The sequence below is a fragment of the Lysobacter stagni genome (assembly GCF_030053425.1).
GTDB lineage: Bacteria > Pseudomonadota > Gammaproteobacteria > Xanthomonadales > Xanthomonadaceae > Lysobacter_J > Lysobacter_J stagni.
Genome location: NZ_JASGBI010000001.1, coordinates 1342735 through 1359986, shown reverse-complemented (window position 1 = coordinate 1359986; position 17252 = coordinate 1342735). Strand labels below are relative to the sequence as shown.

At 68.7% G+C, this 17252-nt stretch carries 13 protein-coding genes; 7 read left to right on the top strand and 6 right to left on the bottom strand.

What is annotated here, in order from left to right; all coding sequences use genetic code 11:
• Positions 1 to 103: 103 nt before the first annotated feature.
• Positions 104 to 3271, top strand: coding sequence for an efflux RND transporter permease subunit (locus QLQ15_RS06050; protein WP_283211932.1), 3168 nt, complete (start codon positions 104 to 106; stop codon positions 3269 to 3271).
• 4 nt (positions 3272 to 3275) lie between these two features.
• Here QLQ15_RS06050 and QLQ15_RS06045 read toward each other — a convergent pair whose 3' ends face one another.
• From QLQ15_RS06045 to QLQ15_RS06035, 3 genes are read right to left on the bottom strand one after another with little or no spacing between them, the layout of a single operon-like run.
• A complete protein-coding gene (locus QLQ15_RS06045; protein ID WP_283211931.1) occupies positions 3276 to 3854 on the bottom strand; it encodes a hypothetical protein in 579 nt (192 codons plus the stop codon).
• A gap of 10 nt (positions 3855 to 3864) precedes the next feature.
• Positions 3865 to 6060, bottom strand: coding sequence for a xanthine dehydrogenase family protein molybdopterin-binding subunit (locus tag QLQ15_RS06040; protein WP_283211930.1), 2196 nt, complete (start codon positions 6058 to 6060; stop codon positions 3865 to 3867).
• Between the two features lie 32 nt (positions 6061 to 6092).
• Entirely contained in the window at positions 6093 to 6548 is a 456-nt protein-coding gene (locus QLQ15_RS06035) for a (2Fe-2S)-binding protein (protein ID WP_283211929.1), read from the bottom strand.
• Positions 6549 to 6746: 198 nt separating this feature from the next.
• On the opposite strand from QLQ15_RS06035, the gene QLQ15_RS06030 reads away from it, so the two are divergent.
• Together QLQ15_RS06030 and QLQ15_RS06025 are read left to right on the top strand one after the other, a co-directional pair.
• Complete coding sequence (locus tag QLQ15_RS06030; RefSeq protein ID WP_283211928.1) at positions 6747 to 7748, top strand: XdhC family protein; 1002 nt, start codon at positions 6747 to 6749, stop codon at positions 7746 to 7748.
• A complete protein-coding gene (locus QLQ15_RS06025; protein WP_283211927.1) occupies positions 7745 to 8353 on the top strand; it encodes a nucleotidyltransferase family protein in 609 nt (202 codons plus the stop codon). Before QLQ15_RS06030 ends, QLQ15_RS06025 begins: the two co-directional genes overlap by 4 nt.
• 122 nt (positions 8354 to 8475) lie before the next feature.
• Here QLQ15_RS06025 and QLQ15_RS06020 read toward each other — a convergent pair whose 3' ends face one another.
• From QLQ15_RS06020 to QLQ15_RS06010, 3 genes are all read right to left on the bottom strand, one after another.
• Positions 8476 to 8862, bottom strand: a complete 387-nt coding sequence (locus QLQ15_RS06020; protein WP_283211926.1) for an HU family DNA-binding protein — start codon at positions 8860 to 8862, stop codon at positions 8476 to 8478.
• 168 nt (positions 8863 to 9030) lie between these two features.
• Positions 9031 to 9666: a bifunctional 4-hydroxy-2-oxoglutarate aldolase/2-dehydro-3-deoxy-phosphogluconate aldolase gene (eda, locus tag QLQ15_RS06015; protein ID WP_283211925.1), complete on the bottom strand. Its 636-nt coding sequence runs from the start codon at positions 9664 to 9666 to the stop codon at positions 9031 to 9033.
• Entirely contained in the window at positions 9653 to 10663 is a 1011-nt protein-coding gene (locus QLQ15_RS06010; RefSeq protein WP_283211924.1) for a sugar kinase, read from the bottom strand. Before QLQ15_RS06010 ends, eda begins: the two co-directional genes overlap by 14 nt.
• 202 nt (positions 10664 to 10865) lie before the next feature.
• Between QLQ15_RS06010 and QLQ15_RS06005 the strand changes: the two genes are divergently transcribed.
• The 4 genes from QLQ15_RS06005 to QLQ15_RS05990 all read left to right on the top strand — a co-directional run bounded on the left by QLQ15_RS06005 (position 10866) and on the right by QLQ15_RS05990 (position 17122).
• Positions 10866 to 13670 (top strand): TonB-dependent receptor, encoded by a 2805-nt coding sequence (locus QLQ15_RS06005; protein ID WP_283211923.1) that lies wholly within the window; start codon positions 10866 to 10868, stop codon positions 13668 to 13670.
• Between the two features lie 198 nt (positions 13671 to 13868).
• On the top strand, positions 13869 to 15209 hold the full coding sequence (locus QLQ15_RS06000) for a pectate lyase family protein (protein ID WP_283211922.1): 1341 nt from the start codon (positions 13869 to 13871) through the stop codon (positions 15207 to 15209).
• Complete coding sequence (locus QLQ15_RS05995; RefSeq protein ID WP_283211921.1) at positions 15206 to 16330, top strand: pectinesterase family protein; 1125 nt, start codon at positions 15206 to 15208, stop codon at positions 16328 to 16330. The genes QLQ15_RS06000 and QLQ15_RS05995 overlap by 4 nt, the downstream gene beginning before the upstream one ends.
• Positions 16331 to 16366: 36 nt before the next feature.
• On the top strand, positions 16367 to 17122 hold the full coding sequence (locus tag QLQ15_RS05990) for a rhamnogalacturonan acetylesterase (RefSeq protein WP_283211920.1): 756 nt from the start codon (positions 16367 to 16369) through the stop codon (positions 17120 to 17122).
• The last annotated feature ends 130 nt before the right edge of the window (positions 17123 to 17252 follow it).

Sequence of the window (17252 nt, the reverse complement as noted above, 5' to 3'; positions counted from 1 at the left end):
CGGCTGCGGCCCTGAACGCCCAGCCAAGGATGGCCGGGCCAGGCGATCCGGAGCCCATGCGGTTCCGCCATGGACGGCATGCCACCCTTCGAGGAACTGAGCAATGCTCGAAAAAATCATCCGATTCGCCATCCGCCACCGCTGGCTGGTCATGGCATTGACCGCGGCGCTCATCGCGCTGGGCGTGTGGAGCTTCCAACGCCTGCCGATCGACGCCACGCCCGACATCACCAACGTGCAGGTGCAGATCAACACCGAGGCACCCGGCTACTCGCCGCTGGAATCCGAACAGCGCGTCACCTTCCCCATCGAGACCGCGCTGGCGGGCTTGCCGAAGCTGGACTACACGCGGTCGTTGTCGCGCTACGGCCTGTCGCAGGTAACGGTGGTGTTCAAGGACGGCACCGACCTGTACTTCGCGCGACAGCAGGTGGCCGAGCGCCTGCAACAGGTGAAATCGCAGCTGCCGGCAGGGCTGGAGCCGGAACTTGGCCCCATCTCGACCGGGCTGGGCGAGATCTTCATGTATACCGTCGAGGCCACGCCGCAGGCACGCAAGCCCGACGGCACGCCGTGGAACGCCACCGATCTGCGCACCCTGCAGGACTGGGTGGTGCGACCGCAGCTGCGCAACACGCCCGGCGTGACCGAGGTGAACACCATCGGCGGTTTCGCACGGCAGATCCACATCACGCCCGATCCGGCGCGGCTGGTGGCGTTGGGTTTCTCGCTGCGCGACATCGTCGAGGCGGTGGTCGCCAACAACCGCAACGCGGGCGCGGGCTACATCGAACGCAACGGCCAGCAGTTCCTCGTTCGTGTGCCTGGGCAGGTGGCCGACGTGGACGCCATCGGCGACATCGTGCTGGACCGTCGCGACGGCGTGCCGATCCGCGTACGCGATGTGGCGCAGGTCGGCGAAGGACCGGAACTCCGCAACGGCGCGGCCACGCAGAACGGACGCGAAGTGGTGCTGGGCACCGTGTTCATGCTGGTGGGCGCCAACAGTCGCGAGGTGGCGCAGGCCGCGTCGGCGAAGGTGGAAGCCGCCAACGCCAGCCTGCCCAAGGGCGTGCAGGCGCACGCGGTGTATGACCGCACGGCGCTGGTCGACCGCACCATCGCCACCGTCACCCGGAACCTGGTCGAAGGCGCGCTGCTGGTGATCGCGGTGCTGTTCCTGCTGCTGGGCAACCTGCGCGCGGCGCTCATCACCGCCGCGGTGATTCCGTTGTCGATGCTGTTCACCATGACCGGCATGGTGCGCGGGGGTGTCTCAGGCAATCTGATGAGCCTGGGCGCGCTGGATTTCGGCCTGATCGTCGACGGCGCGGTCATCATCGTGGAGAACTGCCTGCGCCGCTTCGGCGAGGTGCAACACGCACTCGCGCGGGAGCTCACCGACGAGGAGCGCTTCGACCTCACGGCATCGGCGACGGCGGAGGTGATCCGCCCCAGCCTCTTCGGCATCGGCATCATCACCGCGGTGTACCTGCCGATCTTCGCGCTCACCGGCATCGAGGGGAAAATGTTCCACCCGATGGCGATCACGGTGGTCCTGGCCCTGACCGGCGCGATGCTGCTGTCGCTGACCTTCGTGCCCGCATCGATCGCGCTGTGCCTGCGCGGCCGCGTGGCGGAGAAGGAAAGCCCCCTGGTCGCGTGGGCGCAGAAGGGCTACCGCCCCGCGCTGGCATGGTCGCTGTCGCACCGGCAGCTGGTCGTCGGCGCCGCGGCGGTGCTGGTGGTCGTGTGCACCTGGCTCGCCACGCGTCTGGGCACCGAGTTCATTCCCAGCCTGGACGAAGGCGATGTCACCGTGCATGCCCTGCGCATTCCCGGCACCAGTCTCAGCCAGGCGGTGACGATGCAGTCGCAGCTGGAGCGCGCCCTCGCTTCGCTGCCCGAGGTCGAACGCGTCTTCAGCAAGATCGGCACGGCGGAGATCGCCAACGACCCGATGCCGCCGTCGGTCACCGACACCTACGTGATGCTGAAGCCGCGCGACCAGTGGCCCAATCCGCGCAAACCCAGGGCGCAGCTGCTGGCGGAGATGGAGACGGTGGCGAAGCGCCTGCCCGGCAACAACTACGAGTTCACCCAGCCCATCCAGATGCGGATGAACGAACTGATTTCCGGCGTGCGCGCGGACGTGGCGGTGAAGGTGTACGGCGACGACCTCGACACGCTCGTGCGCGTGGCGCAGGACGTCGAACGCGTGATGCGCACCGTGCCGGGCGCGGCCGACGTGAAGCTCGAACAGGCGACCGGCCTGCCCTTGCTGTCGGTCACGCCGCAACGGCGTGCACTCGCCGGTTACGGACTCAATCCGGGCGACGTGCAGGACACGGTGGCCACCGCGATCGGCGGCGAGGTCGCCGGCCAGTTGTTCGAGGGCGACCGTCGCTTCGACATCGTCGTGCGCCTGCCCGAGTCGCTGCGGGCCGATCCTGTCCGCCTGGCGGACCTGCCGATTCCGCTGCGCGGCGATGGCAATGCCGACGAATCCAGTCGCGGCGCGACCTGGGCCTCCGGTGCACCGCGCACGGTGCCATTGCGTGAAGTGGCGCAGATCGAAACGGTGCTGGGCCCGAACCAGATCAACCGCGAGGATGGCAAACGGCGCGTCGTGGTCACCGCGAACGTGCGCGAACGCGACCTGGGCGGGTTCGTCGACGACCTGCAGCAGCGACTGCAACGCGATGTGACGCTGCCGCCCGGTTACTGGCTGGGCTACGGCGGCACGTTCGAACAGCTGATCTCCGCCAGCCAGCGCCTGGCCGTCGTGGTGCCGGCGACGCTGGTGCTGATCTTCGCGATGCTGTTCTGGGCGTTCGGTTCGGCGCGCGATGCGGGCATCGTCTTCAGTGGCGTACCGCTGGCGCTCACCGGCGGCGTGATCGCGCTGGCGATGCGCGGCATTCCGCTGTCGATCTCCGCCGGCGTGGGTTTCATCGCGCTGTCGGGGGTGGCGGTGCTCAATGGGCTGGTGATGCTCGCCTTCGTGCGCAAGCTGCGCGCCGATGGCGTCCCGTTGATGCGCGCGATCAGCGACGGCGCACTGGGCCGTCTGCGTCCGGTGCTGATGACGGCGCTGGTGGCCTCGCTGGGCTTCGTGCCGATGGCGTTCAACGTCGGTGCGGGCTCGGAAGTGCAGCGTCCGCTGGCGACGGTGGTGATCGGCGGCATCGTCTCCTCGACGCTGCTCACGCTACTGGTGCTGCCGGCGCTGTACGCGTGGCTGCACCGGCGCGAAGCCGAGACCGTGTGATGGATCAGCCGCGCGCCGGCGCCTGCGGGCACGGCGCGCCGGCATCCATCCACGTGCGGAAGGCCGCGACGAACTGATCGTGCGGCACCGGCACCGGCTGCCGGTTGCCGCCCGGCGCCCAGCCCCACAGCACCAGCTTGTCTTCGGCAACGTGCTTGAACATCGCTTCCAGGTCGCGGTTCCCGTTGCGCTTGCGGTCCTGGATCATCGCGCACAGCTCCGCCGTGGGCACGCCGATCCACGCCATCTTCTGGTCGGGCGGCGGCAGTGACCAGTGCGGCGCGCCCGGCGGTGCATTCGGACCGTAACTGGCCGGCAGGTTGGCTTCGCCGTGACAGGACGCACACGGCAAGCCGACGGCGCCTTCGCCCTTGGGTCCGCGCACCACACCCATCATGTGCGGCTGCTGCGTGTCGAACTGCAACGGCGCGTCGCCGGGAATGTGGCAGTTGCTGCAACGCGGATGCTGGAACACCTTCTCGACGGTGGCGAAAGCCTGCAGCGCCTGGGCCTGCTTCTGCGGGTCCACGCGCGGCGAGCACGCGGCCAGCATCATGGCGAGGATCGCGATCGCAAGACGCATGGTCGGCTCCTCAGGCGGCGGTACTGGTCGACGATGGGCGCAGCGGCAGTTCGCGCAGTCGCTCGCCCGTGAGCGCGAACAGCGCATTGGCGACGGCCGGCGCGATCGGCGGCGTGCCGGGCTCGCCGGCGCCGCCCATCTTTTCGGTGCTGGGCACGATGTGCACCTCGACCCTGGGCATCTCGTCCAGCCGCAGCACGCGGTAATCGTGGTAGTTGGACTCCTGCACGCGGCCGTCCTTGAAGCTCAATGCGCTGTGCAACGCCGCGCCCAGTCCGAAGGCGATGCCCGATTCCATCTGCGCGCGCACGCCTTCCGGGTTCACGGCCAGACCGCAGTCGATGGCGCAGACCACGCGATGCACGCGGATGGTGGGCCCGGTCGCGGCCTGGCGATCGAGCGATACCTCCGCCACCTGCGCGATGAAGCTGCCGAACGACTCGTGCACGGCCACGCCGCGCGCCTGTCCCTGCGGCAAGGGAGAACCCCATCCCGCCTTCTCGGCCGCCAGGTTCAGTGCCGCCAGATGGCGCGGGTGGTTCTGCAGCAACGTGCGCCGGTAGGCGATGGGGTCCTGCTTGGCCGCGTGCGCGAGTTCGTCGATGAGGCTCTCCATCACGAACGCGTTGTAGCTGTGCCCCACCGAACGCCACCACAGCACGGGAATGCCGGTGCGGGGCGAGTGGAGTTCGACGCGGTGGTTGGCGATTTCCTTGAAGTACGGCGAATCGGCAACGCCTTCGACCGAGGTCGAGTCGATGCCGTTCTTGACCATCGCCGCCTCGAAGGGCGAACCGGCCAGGATGGACTGCCCCACCAGCACGTGATGCCAGGCCACCGGCTTGCCCTGCGCGTCCATGCCGATGCGCGCCTGCTGCAGGTACATCGGCCGGTAGTAGCCACCGCGGATGTCGTCCTCGCGCGACCACACCGTCTTGACCGGCGCGCCGGCGGCCTTGGCCACCTGCACCGCTTCGCTGACGAAATCGGACGTGGGCGTGGCGCGCCGGCCGAAGCCACCGCCGAGGAAGGTGGTGTGGATATGCACCTGTTCCGGGGCCAGCCCGGTGATCTTCGCGGCAACCTGCTGGTCCAGCGTCTGGAACTGCGTGCCGGTCCAGATCTCGCAGGCATCGGGCGACAGCTTCACCGTGCAGTTCAGCGGCTCCATCGGCGCGTGCGCCAGGTAGGGCACGTTGTACTCGGCTTCCAGCGTGCGGGCGGCCTTGCCCAGCGCGCCCTTCGCATCGCCCGCCTGCGCGGCGACGGTGCCGTCGGTGACCGCAAGCGTGCGGAACTGTTCACGCATGGCCGTGGTGTCGAGCGCCGCGTTCGGGCCGAGGTCCCATTCGACCTTCAACGCGTCGCGGCCGAGCTTGGCGGCCCAGTAATGGTCGGCGACCACGGCCACGCCGGTGGGCACCTCCACCACGTTGCGCACGCCGGGAATGGCCTTTGCCGCGGTGGCGTCGAACGATTTCACCGTTCCGCCGAACACCGGTGCGCGCGCGACCACGGCGGTGAGCAGGCCATCGAACTGCACGTCCATGCCGAACTGCGCGCGGCCGCTGATCTTCTCGGGGGTGTCCAGACGCCGGGTCGGCTGGCCGATCAGCGTCCATTGCTTCGGATCCTTCAGCGCCACCTTCGTCGGCGCGGGCAGCTTCGCGGCGGCATCGGCGAGTTCGCCATAGCGCGCGCGCTGCTCGCCGGCGATGGCGAAGCCCTTCTCGGTGCGCACCTGCGCGACGGGCACGCCGAACTTCTGCGCGGCCGCTGCCACCAGCAGCGCACGCGCCGTGGCGCCGGCCTGGCGGTAGCGTTCGAATTCCGACCATGTGGACGACGAGCCGCCGGTCATCTGCATGCCGAACGCCGTGTGCGCGTACGCGGGTGCGGCCGGCGCATGTTCGACCTGCACGGTGGTCCAGTCGGCGTCGAGCTCATCGGCCACCAGCATCGCCAGCGTGGTCCACACGCCCTGCCCCATTTCCGAGTGCGCAATCAGCACAGACACGCGGTCATCGGGCCCCACGCGCAGGAAGGCGTTGGGCACCAGTCCGGTGGTCACCGCCGCGGCCGCTTCCGGCGCGGCGTATGCGAAACGCCGTGCGCCCGGCACGACGAACGCCACGACCAGGCCGGCGCCGACGGTGGCGGTGGCCTTGAGGAACTGGCGGCGGGATGTCTGGATCGGTGCGTTCATGGCCAAGCTCCGCGATGTCCGCAGTGGGAGGGCTATGCCTTGTTCAACTCCGCGGCGCGATGCACGGCGGCGCGGATGCGCTGGTACGTGCCGCAGCGGCAGATGTTTCCGGACAGCGCCTGGTCGATGTCGGTGTCGGTAGGCGCGGGCAACTTCGCCAGCAACGCGGCAGCGGACATGATCTGGCCCGACTGGCAGTACCCGCACTGCACGACGTCCAGTTCCGCCCACGCGCGCTGCACCGGATGCGAGTTGTCCTTCGACAGGCCTTCGATGGTCGTGATGGGCTTGCCTTCGACCGAGGCCACCGGCGTCACGCAACTGCGCCGCGGTGCGCCATCCACGTGCACGGTGCACGCACCGCACTGCGCGATGCCGCAGCCGAACTTGGTGCCGGTGAGGTGCAGCAGATCGCGCAGCACCCACAGCAGGGGCATGTCGGGCGGCGCGGAAACGTCGTGCTCGGTGCCATTCACAAGCAGCTTCATGGTGTCCCTCGCGGCGGCTGGGCGGGTCGAGCCTACTCCGGTGCCTGTGGACGTTCCATGCGGGCACCGGCTCGAACCATGACCCTAGCGGCGATGCGTCCGGCCCGGCCAGCCCATTCCTCGCCGATCCTTGCCCGATCCTCCGGTGCACGCGGCGCGACGAGGACGCCACGGCCCTTCGCTCCATAATCGGGCGCCATGCATCCCCTGCCGCCCGTGCCGCCCTTCGACGCGCCATCCACCGGCGGGTCGCGCGCCGTGCTCGATGCGTCCGCGCGCGCGCCGGTCGACGCTTCGACGCTGGCGCTGGTGCTCGAGACCAGCGGCTCCACCTACGTGCGCGCCGGCGCGGCGGCATTGTTCGGCGAGGACGGCCTGCAGGTCGGCTGGCTCAGCGGTGGCTGCCTGGAACCGGAAATCGCGACGCGCGCGCTCGAAGCGGCACGACGGCGGCGCGTTGGCTGGATGGAGATCGACACTCGCGACGACGAAGACCTGTTGTCCGGTTCCGCCGTGGGTTGCCGCGGCAGGTTGCGCCTGGCGCTGCTGCCGCTGTCGCTGCTCGGCGACTGGCCATCGTGGATCGATGCCTGGCGCGGTGGCGGCACGCCGCTGCGCATCGCCATCGACGCGAACGGGACCATCGACCTGACCATGGGGGCGCGCAATGCGTCCTGGTCGCTGCCGATGGAGTCGCCCACGTGGGATGCGACACAGGCCCGCTGGGCCGTGTCGATCGCGGCACCGCCCAGCGTGCTGGTCGTCGGCGCGGGTCCGGAGGCGCGTCTCCTGCTTCCGCTGCTGCGCGCCATGGGCGCGGTGACCACGCTGGTCGAGCGACGCCCGCGCTGGCGCGACGCCGGCGTGTTCGCGGACACCACGATCGACGACACGCCCACCGGCGCGCTCGCCGCGATCCCGCGGTCCTACGATGCGGCGTTGGTGATGCACCACCATTTCGAACTCGACCGCGAAGCCCTGGCCGCACTGGCCGGCGCGCCGATCGGCTTCATCGGCCTGCTCGGCCCCACGCGACGACGCGACGATCTGTTCCGGGTGCTGCCGGCTGAGGTTCGCGAGGCCTTGTTGCCGCGATTGCATTCGCCCGTCGGCCTGCACCTGGGAGGCAGCGGGCCGGAGGCGATCGCGTTGAGCATCGCCGCCCAGTTGCAGCGCCATCTGCACGGCGTCGGCGCATGACCGGGCACGCGGCGCTGGTGCTCGCCGCCGGCGGCAGTCGGCGTCTCGGGCAGTCGAAACAACTGCTCACTCGTAATGGCGAAACGCTGGTGCACCGCGCCGTTCGCCTGGCGGTGGACAGCGGTGCGGCGCGCGTGATCCTTGTCACCGGCGCCTTCGCGCACGAGGTCTCGGCCGCCGTTCACGATCTCGCCTCGCGCACCGCCTGCGGGGTACGGGTGGTCTTCAACGCGGCGTGGCCCGATGGTCTCGCCAGCAGTCTTGCTGCGGCCGATGCACTGCATGGGTTCGAGGGCCCGATCCTGGTGCTGGTCACCGATCAACCGGCGCTGGAGATTTCGCACCTGCAGCGGCTGCTGGCGGGCGCGGCGAGCGTGCCATCGCATTGCGCTGCGACCCGGCATGGGGAACGCGTGGGCGTGCCTGCGGTGGTCACCGCTTCGATGCTGGCGCAGGCGAAACATCGGCGGGGCGACAGCGGGCTGGGGGCGCAACTGAGCGCGATGCGCGACGTGTGGACACTGGAAGCGCCGGAACTGGCGCACGACATCGACACGCCCGCGGACGTCGCGGCAGCGGTGTCGAAAGGCTGGCTGGATACCTGAGCGTTGCCTCAGGCACGCGCGACCGTCACGCGTGCGGACGGTCGGCGGCGAACATCACGCAGATCGGTTCGATCCGCGGAAAGGATGCGGTGGCATTGCGCACACCGCATCCCGTGCGGTCATCAGGCCGCAGCGTCCTTCAGCTTCTTCAGCGGACGGACCTTGACCTTCACCGAAGCCGGCTTGGCAGCGAACCACTGCTCTTCCTTGGTGAACGGGTTGATGCCCTTGCGCTTCGGCTTGGCCGGAACGTTGACGGCAGTGATCTTCAGCAGGCCCGGCAGGGTGAACGCGCCAGCGCCCTTCTTGCTGATCGACGCGTGCACGGCGCCTTCCAGAGCGCCCAGGACCGAACGAACGTCCTTGGCGACCACGCCGGTAGCCTCGGCGATGTGAGCGACCAGGCCCGACTTCGACAGCGCTTCCTTGATCGGCTTCGGAGCGGCCGGCTTGGCAGCGGCGGCCTTCTTCGGGGCGGCTTTCTTTGCCACTTTCTTCGTCTTCGCCATATGTGTCTCGTAGTACTCGATGGTTGATGGGTGCCCGGAAACCGCAGCTAGGCAAGCGGAATGTAGGGCAACACCCGGGCCGCGCCAAGTGGGTTTAGGCCAAAAAAACGCGGAAATTGGCGTATTCGTGCAATGCGCGAGCAGAACAGAGCACGAAACGGCCGCCAATCACGCTCCGGAGAGGGCGACGGCCTCGCGCGCCAGGCCTTCGATGCGCGCCCAATCGCCCGTGCGCAGCGCGTCGGCGGGCGTCAGCCAGGAGCCGCCGAGGCATGCGACGTTCGGCTGGCGCAGGTACTCGCGCGCAAGCGTGGCATCGATACCGCCCGTCGGACAGAAGCGCGCATGGCCAAACGGGCCACGCCAGGCCTGGATGAGTTCGAGCGCATTGATCGCCTGCGCCGGAAACACCTTGAGCAGTCGATGGCCGGCCGCGAGCGCGGCCATGACTTCGCTGCCCGTCGCAACGCCCGGCAGGTAGGCGATACCCAGGTCCACCGCCGCGCGCAGCAGTTCCGGCGAGCTGCCGGGCGACACCGCGAACGTCGCGCCCGCGGCCTGCGCCTGGCGCATCTGCGCCGGATCGAGCACGGTGCCGGCGCCCACCTTCATGCCGGGCACCTCGCGCGCGATCGCGGCGATCGCGTCCATCGCCACCTCGGTGCGCAGCGTCACTTCGATGGCACCGACGCCGCCTGCCAGCAGCGCGCGCGCCGTGGACACGGCCTCGTCCACGCCGCCGGGCGTGTACACGGGCATGACGCGATGACCACTCAGCAGCGCGACGGCGTCAACGGCGGACATGGAAGCCCGCCTGCGAGATGACGTCGGCGACCTCGGCCGCCGTGGCCAGGCAGAAATCGCCCGGGATGGAGTGCTTCAGGCAGGCCGCACCGAGCCCGAAATGCAGGCTGTCGGCCGACGCCATGCCGGTGATGAGGCCGTGCAGCACGCCGGCGGCGAACGCATCACCGGTGCCGATGCGGTCGACGATGGCTTCCAGCGTGTAGTCGGGGGCACGGCGGCGCGAGCCGTCGCGTTCGACCATCACCGCCGACAGCGTATGGCGGTCCACGCTGTGCTGCGTGCGCAGGGTGCAGGCCAGCGTACCGAGGTTGGGGAACGCGGCGAACGCGTGCTCGGCAGCGCGCGCCACGGCTTCCTCGCCGTGCAGCGTCGTGCGTTCGCCCAGGACGATGTCGATGTCGCGGTGATCGGCGAACACCAGGTCCGCCTCGGCGAAGATCTGGCGCAGCAGGCCGGCCGCGTCGCCGTTCCACGCCTGCCACAGCTTGCCGCGGAAGTTGCCGTCGAACGACACCTTCACCCCGAGCCGGCGCGCGGCGCGCGCGGCGTCGATGGTCGCCTGCGCGGTGGCCGCACCCAGCGCCGGGCTGACGCCGGACAGGTGCAGCCACTGCGCGCCGTCGAGCAGCGCGTCCCAGTCGTATCCGGCATCGCCCACGAAGGCCGAGTCGGCGCGGTCGTACAGCACCTCGCTCGGCCGCTGCATGGCGCCATGCGCAAGGAAGTACAGGCCCATGCGGCCGGACGCGACGCGCACCTGGCGCGTGTCCACACCATGCCGGCGCAGTTCGCCGACGGCCGCCTCGCCCAGGCCGTTGTCGGCCACGGTCGATACCATCGCCGCGTCGTGTCCCATCCGGGCCAGCATCACGGCCACATTGGCCTCCGCGCCCCCCACGGCGACGTCGAACCGGGGGCTCTGCAGCAGCCGCTCCCGGCCCGGGGCCGACAGACGCAGCAGAAGTTCCCCGAAACACACGATCCTTTGGCTCACCGCCCGCCCCCCGATTAGTGGAATCACACCGCTACATGGTGCCCGGTTCCGGTCATTGCGCACCGCAGCATGCCATTGGCCATCCGGTTTGCTAGGGTTTTGACCATCGGTGTCATTGGCACCGCCGGAACACCATAGCAAGCGTCGCAAGCCAGTCAACAAGCACCTTACAAGCTGTCTGCCATATGGGAGGGGAGAACCTATGCAATTTCAGCGTGCCGCAAAAAAGACACCGGTTACCTTGCTGGCCGCCTCGATCGGCCTGGCGCTCCAACTGACCGCACTCAGCGCCCTGGCGCAGGAGACGGCCGCACCCGCCGCCGACGCATCGGCAAGCGCGGACAGCGGGCAGCGCACCGATCAGGCCACCGATCTCGACACGGTCGTCGTCACCGGCTTCCGCGGAAGCCTCGAGAAGGCCCTGGACAAGAAGCGCAGCGAAGTCGGCGTGGTCGATGCGATCGTCGCCGAGGACATCGCCGACTTCCCGGACCTCAACCTCGCCGAGTCCCTGCAACGCATTCCCGGCGTGTCGATCTCGCGCGACGCCGGCGAAGGTCGCAACATCTCGGTGCGCGGCCTGGACAGTCAGTTCACCCGCGTTCGCATCAACGGAATGGAAGCGCTGACCACCACCGGCGGCACCGACAGCTCCGGCGGCGCCAACCGTGGCCGCGGCTTCGACTTCAACGTCTTCGCCTCGGAGCTGTTCAACAGCATCACGGTGCGCAAAACGGCCTCGGCGGATGTCGAGGAAGGCTCGCTCGGCGCCACGGTCGACCTGAACACCGCGCGCCCGTTCGACTACGACGGCTTCACCTTCGTCACCGGTGCGCAGCTGGGCTACAACGACCTGGCCAGCGACATCGACCCGCGCGCCACGATGCTGATCAGCAACACCTGGGCGGACAACAAGTTCGGCGCCCTGCTGTCGGTGGCCTACACCAAGCGCCGCCTGCTTGAGGAAGGCCACAGCACGGTGCGCTGGGACAACGGCACCAGCAGTGGCGGCTTCGCGGCGTCCTCGCCGTTCGCCGCCGCGCGCAGCGCCAGCGTGTTCCACCCGCGCATCCCGCGCTACGGCGTGATGGAGCACGAGCAGGAACGCCTGGGCGTGACCGCATCGCTGCAGTTCGATCCCACCGACAAGACGTCGATGGGCCTGGACGTGATGTACGCCGATCTCGACGCCACGCGTACCGAAAACTTCCTCAACGGCCTGTCGTTCAGCCGTACCGGCACCGGCAAGCCGCAGACGGTGGTGGTGGACGGCGCGATCGATGGTCGCAACAACCTGGTCTACGGCGTGTTCAACAACGTCGACGTGCGTTCGGAAGCGCGCTACGACGAACTGGAAACCAAGTTCACCCAGTTCAACTTCTACGCCGACCACCAGCTGACCGACGACTTCACGCTCGACTTCCAGGCGGGCCGCGCGAAGTCCGAGTTCGCCAATCCGATCCAGACCACGATCACGCTCGACAAGCTCAATGCGCAGGGCTACGTCTACGACTACCGTGGCGACGACCGCCTGCCGGTCATCACCAACGGTTTCGACGTGAACGATCCGGCGCAGTGGGCGTTCATCAACGGCACCTCGGAAATCCGCCTGCGCCCGCAGTACGCCGACAACACCATCGACAGCGGCCAGATCGGTTTCGCCTGGCAGCTGACCGATGCGCTCAAGCTGCGCGGCGGCGGCCAGATGAAGGACTACACGTTCAAGACACGCGAAGAGCGTCGTGCCTCCGAACTGGTCGTTCCCGCGCTGCCGGCCGGCGTCACCCTGGCCGACCTGACCAAGCAGATCGGCCTGGAAGGCATCAGCAACGTCGGTGACAGCACCTGGCTGATCCCGGACATCGACGCGTTCAACCGCCTGTTCAACATCTACAGCGACAGCGGCATCTTCACGGTCAGCGACCAGGTGGCCGGCGTGCTGGGCAACAACCGCTCGGTGAAGGAACGCGACCAGGGCTTCTGGTTGCAGGCCGACTTCACGACGCAGATCGGCAGCATGCCGCTGAGCGGCAACGTCGGCCTGCGCCAGGTGGACACCACGCAGACCTCGTCGGGTTTCTCGACGGTCGGCACGGGCACGCCGCAGCTGACCACGGTCAAGCGCAGCTACGACGACACCCTGCCCTCGTTCAACCTCGTCGCCGACGTGGCACCGGACTTCCTGGTGCGCCTGGCCGCGGCCAAGGTGATGGCGCGTCCGGGCCTGGGCAACCTCACGCCGGGCGTGACGGTCAACGTCAGCGGCGGCAACCGCGTGGTCACCGGCGGCAACCCGCAGCTCGATCCGTTCCGCGCGAAGACCGTGGACCTGAGCTTCGAGTGGTACTTCGCCGAGGAATCGCTGCTGGCGCTGGGCCTGTTCTACAAGGACATCGACAGCTTCGTGCTGACCTCGCGCGAAACCCGGCCGTACTACACCTCGGGCCTGCCGGCGGAACTGCTGGCCGGCACCGGTGCCACGGTCAACGACGACTTCCAGTTCAACATCCCGGTCAATTCCAAGGGCGGTCCGCTCAAGGGCCTGGAGTTCACGTACCAGCAGCCGTTCGTGTTCCTGCCCGGCTTCTGGAGCGACTTCGGCGTGCAGCTGAACTACACCTACGTCGATTCGAAGATCCAGTACGTGACCTCGACGGGTCTGCCCTCGCTGCGCACCGACCTGACCGGTCTGTCGAAGAACGCCTACAACGCCACGCTCTACTACGAAGGCGAGAAGTTCGGTGCGCGCGTGTCGGCTGCGTACCGCGACGACTTCCTGACCACGGTGCCGGGCCGCAACAACAACGACGTCGAAGGAACCGCGGAAACGCTGACCATCGACATGTCGGCCTCGTACAAGATCAACGACCACTTCGAACTCACCCTGGAAGGCCTCAACCTCACGGACGAGTACCAGGACCAGTGGGTCGATTCGATCGGGGATCGCGCATCGGTCTACCACCACACCGGGCGCCAGTACTTCCTCGGCGCGCGCTACAAGTTCTGACCCTCGAACCGCGGCGGACGGGTTGCCACCTGCCCGTCCGTCGCGGTTTTTTTGTTCCACCGTAGGTCCTGTCCGCAGCACCCGGCCCCGGCCGGTTCCGTCCGCAGTCGCAGTCGTGAGCCTGACCGCCATCGGCGGACGCCGCGCCGCCATCGACGCCGACGTCCGCTTCGTCCACACCACGAAGGAGCGGCACCGATGAGCACTCGCACCTGCCTTGTCCTTGCATTGATGCTGGCCCTGCCGTTGTGCGCGCAGGCCGGGGTTGATGCGGAACGCCAGACCCTCTCCGCCAACGACGGCTGGGCCGCGATGCCCACCGCCGCGCTGCCGCAAGGCACCACCGGCGGCTCCGCTGCCGATGCGGCGCACGTCTACACCGTCTCCGACCGCAACGCGCTGGTCGCGGCACTCAACTTCCCCGACGCCACGCCGAAGATCGTGCGCATCGAAGGCGTGATCGACGCCAACGTCGACGCGGCCGGGCAACCGCTGTCCTGCGCCGACTACGCACGGCCGGATCCGACGACCGGCGAGCTTTACTCGCTCGACGCCTTCCTCGCCGCGTACGACCCGGCCGTATGGGGACGCGTCAACCCGAGCGGCCCGCAGGAGCGCGCCCGCGTCGCCTCCGCCGCGGCACAGCAGGCACGCGTGCGCATCCGCGTGCCGGCCAACACGACCATCATCGGTGCGGGCCACGGCGCCGGCCTGCGCGGCGCATGGCTGGACATCCGACCAAGTTCGACCAGCGGAAACCAGCCGATGAACGTCATCGTGCGCAACCTGTTGCTGGTCGACAGCGTCGACTGCTTCCCGCAGTGGTCGCCCACCGACGGCGCAGAGGGCAACTGGAACTCGCTCTACGACGCCATCTCGGTGCGCAACGCCACTCACGTCTGGATCGACCACAACGCGTTCCTGGACGTCGCCACGCGCGACGAGGACGCACCCACCTACTTCGGTCGCCTCTACCAGCGCCACGACGGCCTGGTCGACGTCACCAACGAATCGGACAACGTCACTGTTTCGTGGAACCTGATGGCCAACCACGACAAGGCGATGCTGATCGGTTCGTCCGACAGCGCGACGGCCGACCGCAACAAGCTGCGCGTGACGCTGCACCACAACCTGTTCCACGACCTGGGCCAGCGCGTGCCGCGCGTCCGCTACGGACAGGTGCACGTGTTCAACAACCAGTACACGCTGACCAGCGATGGCGCGGCGCGTTACGGCTACCACTGGGGCGCCGGCATCGAATCGCAGATCTTCGCGCAGAACAACCACTTCATCGTGCCGGACGCCGTCACGGCCGACCTGTTCGTCGATCGCTTCAACGGCACGGCGCTGCACGACGAGGGCACGATGCGCAACGGCGTGAGCCGGCACGCACGCGTCGATGTCGTCGCCGCCTACAACGCCGTCAACACACCGACGCTGGATCCGAACGTGACGTGGACGCCGACCTTCTTCCGGCGCATCGACCCGACCCAGGCGGTTCCGATCCTGGTCATCCTGGGAGCAGGTCCGTTCAAGTGATCGACACGATCGAGCAGCCACGACGGCGACGCCTGCTGCAGGCGTCGCTGTTCTCCGCCGCAGCGCTGTCCATGCCATCGCTGCGTGCGAACGCCGGATCCATGCCGTTCGATGCCGTCGTTGCCACCGCGCCACACCCAGGCGCGCGCGTGTTCGCCAGCCTCGGCGAGGCCATCGGCGCGGCGCCGACGGACGGAACGCGACCGTTCCGCATCCTCGTCACGCGCGGCCGCTGGCACGAGAAGCTGGTGATCGATCGCCCCAACATCCACCTGATCGGCGAGGACCGCGCGAGTAGCGTGCTGACCTACGACGCCGCGGCCGGCATGGCACGCCCCGATGGCGAGCCCTGGGGCACCTGGGGCTGCGCCAGCGTCATCGTCCGCGCGCCGGACTTCCGCGCTGAGAACCTGACCATCGAGAACGCGTTCGACTACGTCGGCAACCTCGCCGTACCGAAGTTCGAACCGATCGGCCCGAACGGTGCGCAGGCAGTGGCGTTGATGCTAGACGCCGGCGCGGACCGCTGCGCGTTCGAGCGCGTCGACCTCGACGGCCACCAGGACACGCTGTTCACCGATGCCGGTCGCGCGTTCTTCCGCGATTGCCGCATCCGCGGCAGCGTGGATTTCGTCTTCGGCGGCGGCAATGCGCTGTTCGAGCAGTGCGAGCTGCACTCGCGCTTCCGCCCGGGCAAGGAACGCCAGGGCTACGTCGCCGTGCCGTGCACGCCATCCGCGCAGCCGTATGGGCTGACCTTCCTGCGCTGCCGCCTCACGCGCGATGCGGAGATCCCGGATGGTTCGGTCGCACTGGGCCGCGCATGGCGGCCCGGCCGCACGTTCCCCGACGGCAAGTACGGCGACCCGGACGCGGTCGGCGCGGCCGTCTATCTGTCGTGCTGGATGGACGCGCACATCGATGCGCGCGGCTGGGACGAGATGGGCTACACCGCACGCGACGGCCAGCGCGTGATGCTGCAGCCCGGCGCCGCGCGTCTGTTCGAACACGACAGTCGCGGGCCGGGGGCGCAGCGCACCGCATCGCGGCGCGTGCTCACCGCCGATCAGCGCGCGCGTTACACGCGCCAGGCGATCCTCGCCGGCTGGTCGCCGGACTGATCCATTCGTCTTCGTCCACTCTTTCGCGTGATGCCCATGCACCGTTTCCTGATCGGTCTGCTGCTTGCCTTGACCTCCTTCGCGACGGTCGCCGGCGGCCCGCCTCTCACCATCCACCTGGCGGGCGACTCGACGATGGCGGAGAAGCTGCCGACGAAACGGCCCGAGACCGGCTGGGGCGAGTTCCTCGCTGCGCAGTTCCGCGACGGCAGCGTGGTGGTCGACAACCGTGCGAAGAACGGTCGCAGCACGCGTACGTTCATCGAGGAAGGTCGCTGGAACGATCTGCTGGACGCGACGAAGGCAGGCGACGTGGTGCTGATCCAGTTCGGGCACAACGACCAGTCGGTGGAGAAGCCCGATCGCTACACGCCACCGGCGGACTACGCACGCAACCTGGCGCGCTTCGTCGCGGACGTGCGCACGAAAGGCGCCACGCCCGTGCTGCTCACGCCCGTCGCGCGCCGCCGCTTCGACGAGGCGGGCCATGTCGTGCCCAGTCATGGCGAATACCCCGATCTGGTGCGCGCACTGGCGGCACGCGAACGGGTTGCGCTAATCGACATGGAGCGACGCAGTTCGGCGGTCCTGCAGGAAACCGGCGTCGAGGAATCCAAGGCACTGTTCCTGTGGGTCGCGCCGGGTGCGAACGCCAACTATCCGAACGGCGTGGAAGACAACACGCACTTCTCGCCCGCCGGCGCGGAGCGGATGGCGCGCGAGTTCGCGTACGCGCTGCGCGGATCGGGGCTGGCGCTGGCGCAGCGGTTGCGCGAGGGTGGCAAGCCGTGACCCTGCGAGCGACGTTTGGCCGCAACCCATCGCACCGTTCGTCCTGAGCGTAGCGCGTAGCGCGAAGTCGAAGGACCCGCGACGGGATCGACCCTTCGACTACGGCCTGCGGCCTACGCTCAGGGTGAAC

Bases quoted from the DNA above. Each gene is read 5' to 3' on its own strand.
- QLQ15_RS05990 (WP_283211920.1), top strand. From the start codon at position 16,367: ATGCACCGTTTCCTGATCGGTCTGCTGCTTGCCTTGACCTCCTTCGCG.
- QLQ15_RS06040 (WP_283211930.1), bottom strand. From the start codon at position 6,060: ATGAACGCACCGATCCAGACATCCCGCCGCCAGTTCCTCAAGGCCACC.
- QLQ15_RS06050 (WP_283211932.1), top strand. From the start codon at position 104: ATGCTCGAAAAAATCATCCGATTCGCCATCCGCCACCGCTGGCTGGTC.
- QLQ15_RS06005 (WP_283211923.1), top strand. From the start codon at position 10,866: ATGCAATTTCAGCGTGCCGCAAAAAAGACACCGGTTACCTTGCTGGCC.
- QLQ15_RS06045 (WP_283211931.1), bottom strand. From the start codon at position 3,854: ATGCGTCTTGCGATCGCGATCCTCGCCATGATGCTGGCCGCGTGCTCG.
- eda (WP_283211925.1), bottom strand. From the start codon at position 9,666: ATGTCCGCCGTTGACGCCGTCGCGCTGCTGAGTGGTCATCGCGTCATG.
- QLQ15_RS06000 (WP_283211922.1), top strand. From the start codon at position 13,869: ATGAGCACTCGCACCTGCCTTGTCCTTGCATTGATGCTGGCCCTGCCG.
- QLQ15_RS06030 (WP_283211928.1), top strand. From the start codon at position 6,747: ATGCATCCCCTGCCGCCCGTGCCGCCCTTCGACGCGCCATCCACCGGC.
- QLQ15_RS06020 (WP_283211926.1), bottom strand. From the start codon at position 8,862: ATGGCGAAGACGAAGAAAGTGGCAAAGAAAGCCGCCCCGAAGAAGGCC.
- QLQ15_RS06035 (WP_283211929.1), bottom strand. From the start codon at position 6,548: ATGAAGCTGCTTGTGAATGGCACCGAGCACGACGTTTCCGCGCCGCCC.
- QLQ15_RS06025 (WP_283211927.1), top strand. From the start codon at position 7,745: ATGACCGGGCACGCGGCGCTGGTGCTCGCCGCCGGCGGCAGTCGGCGT.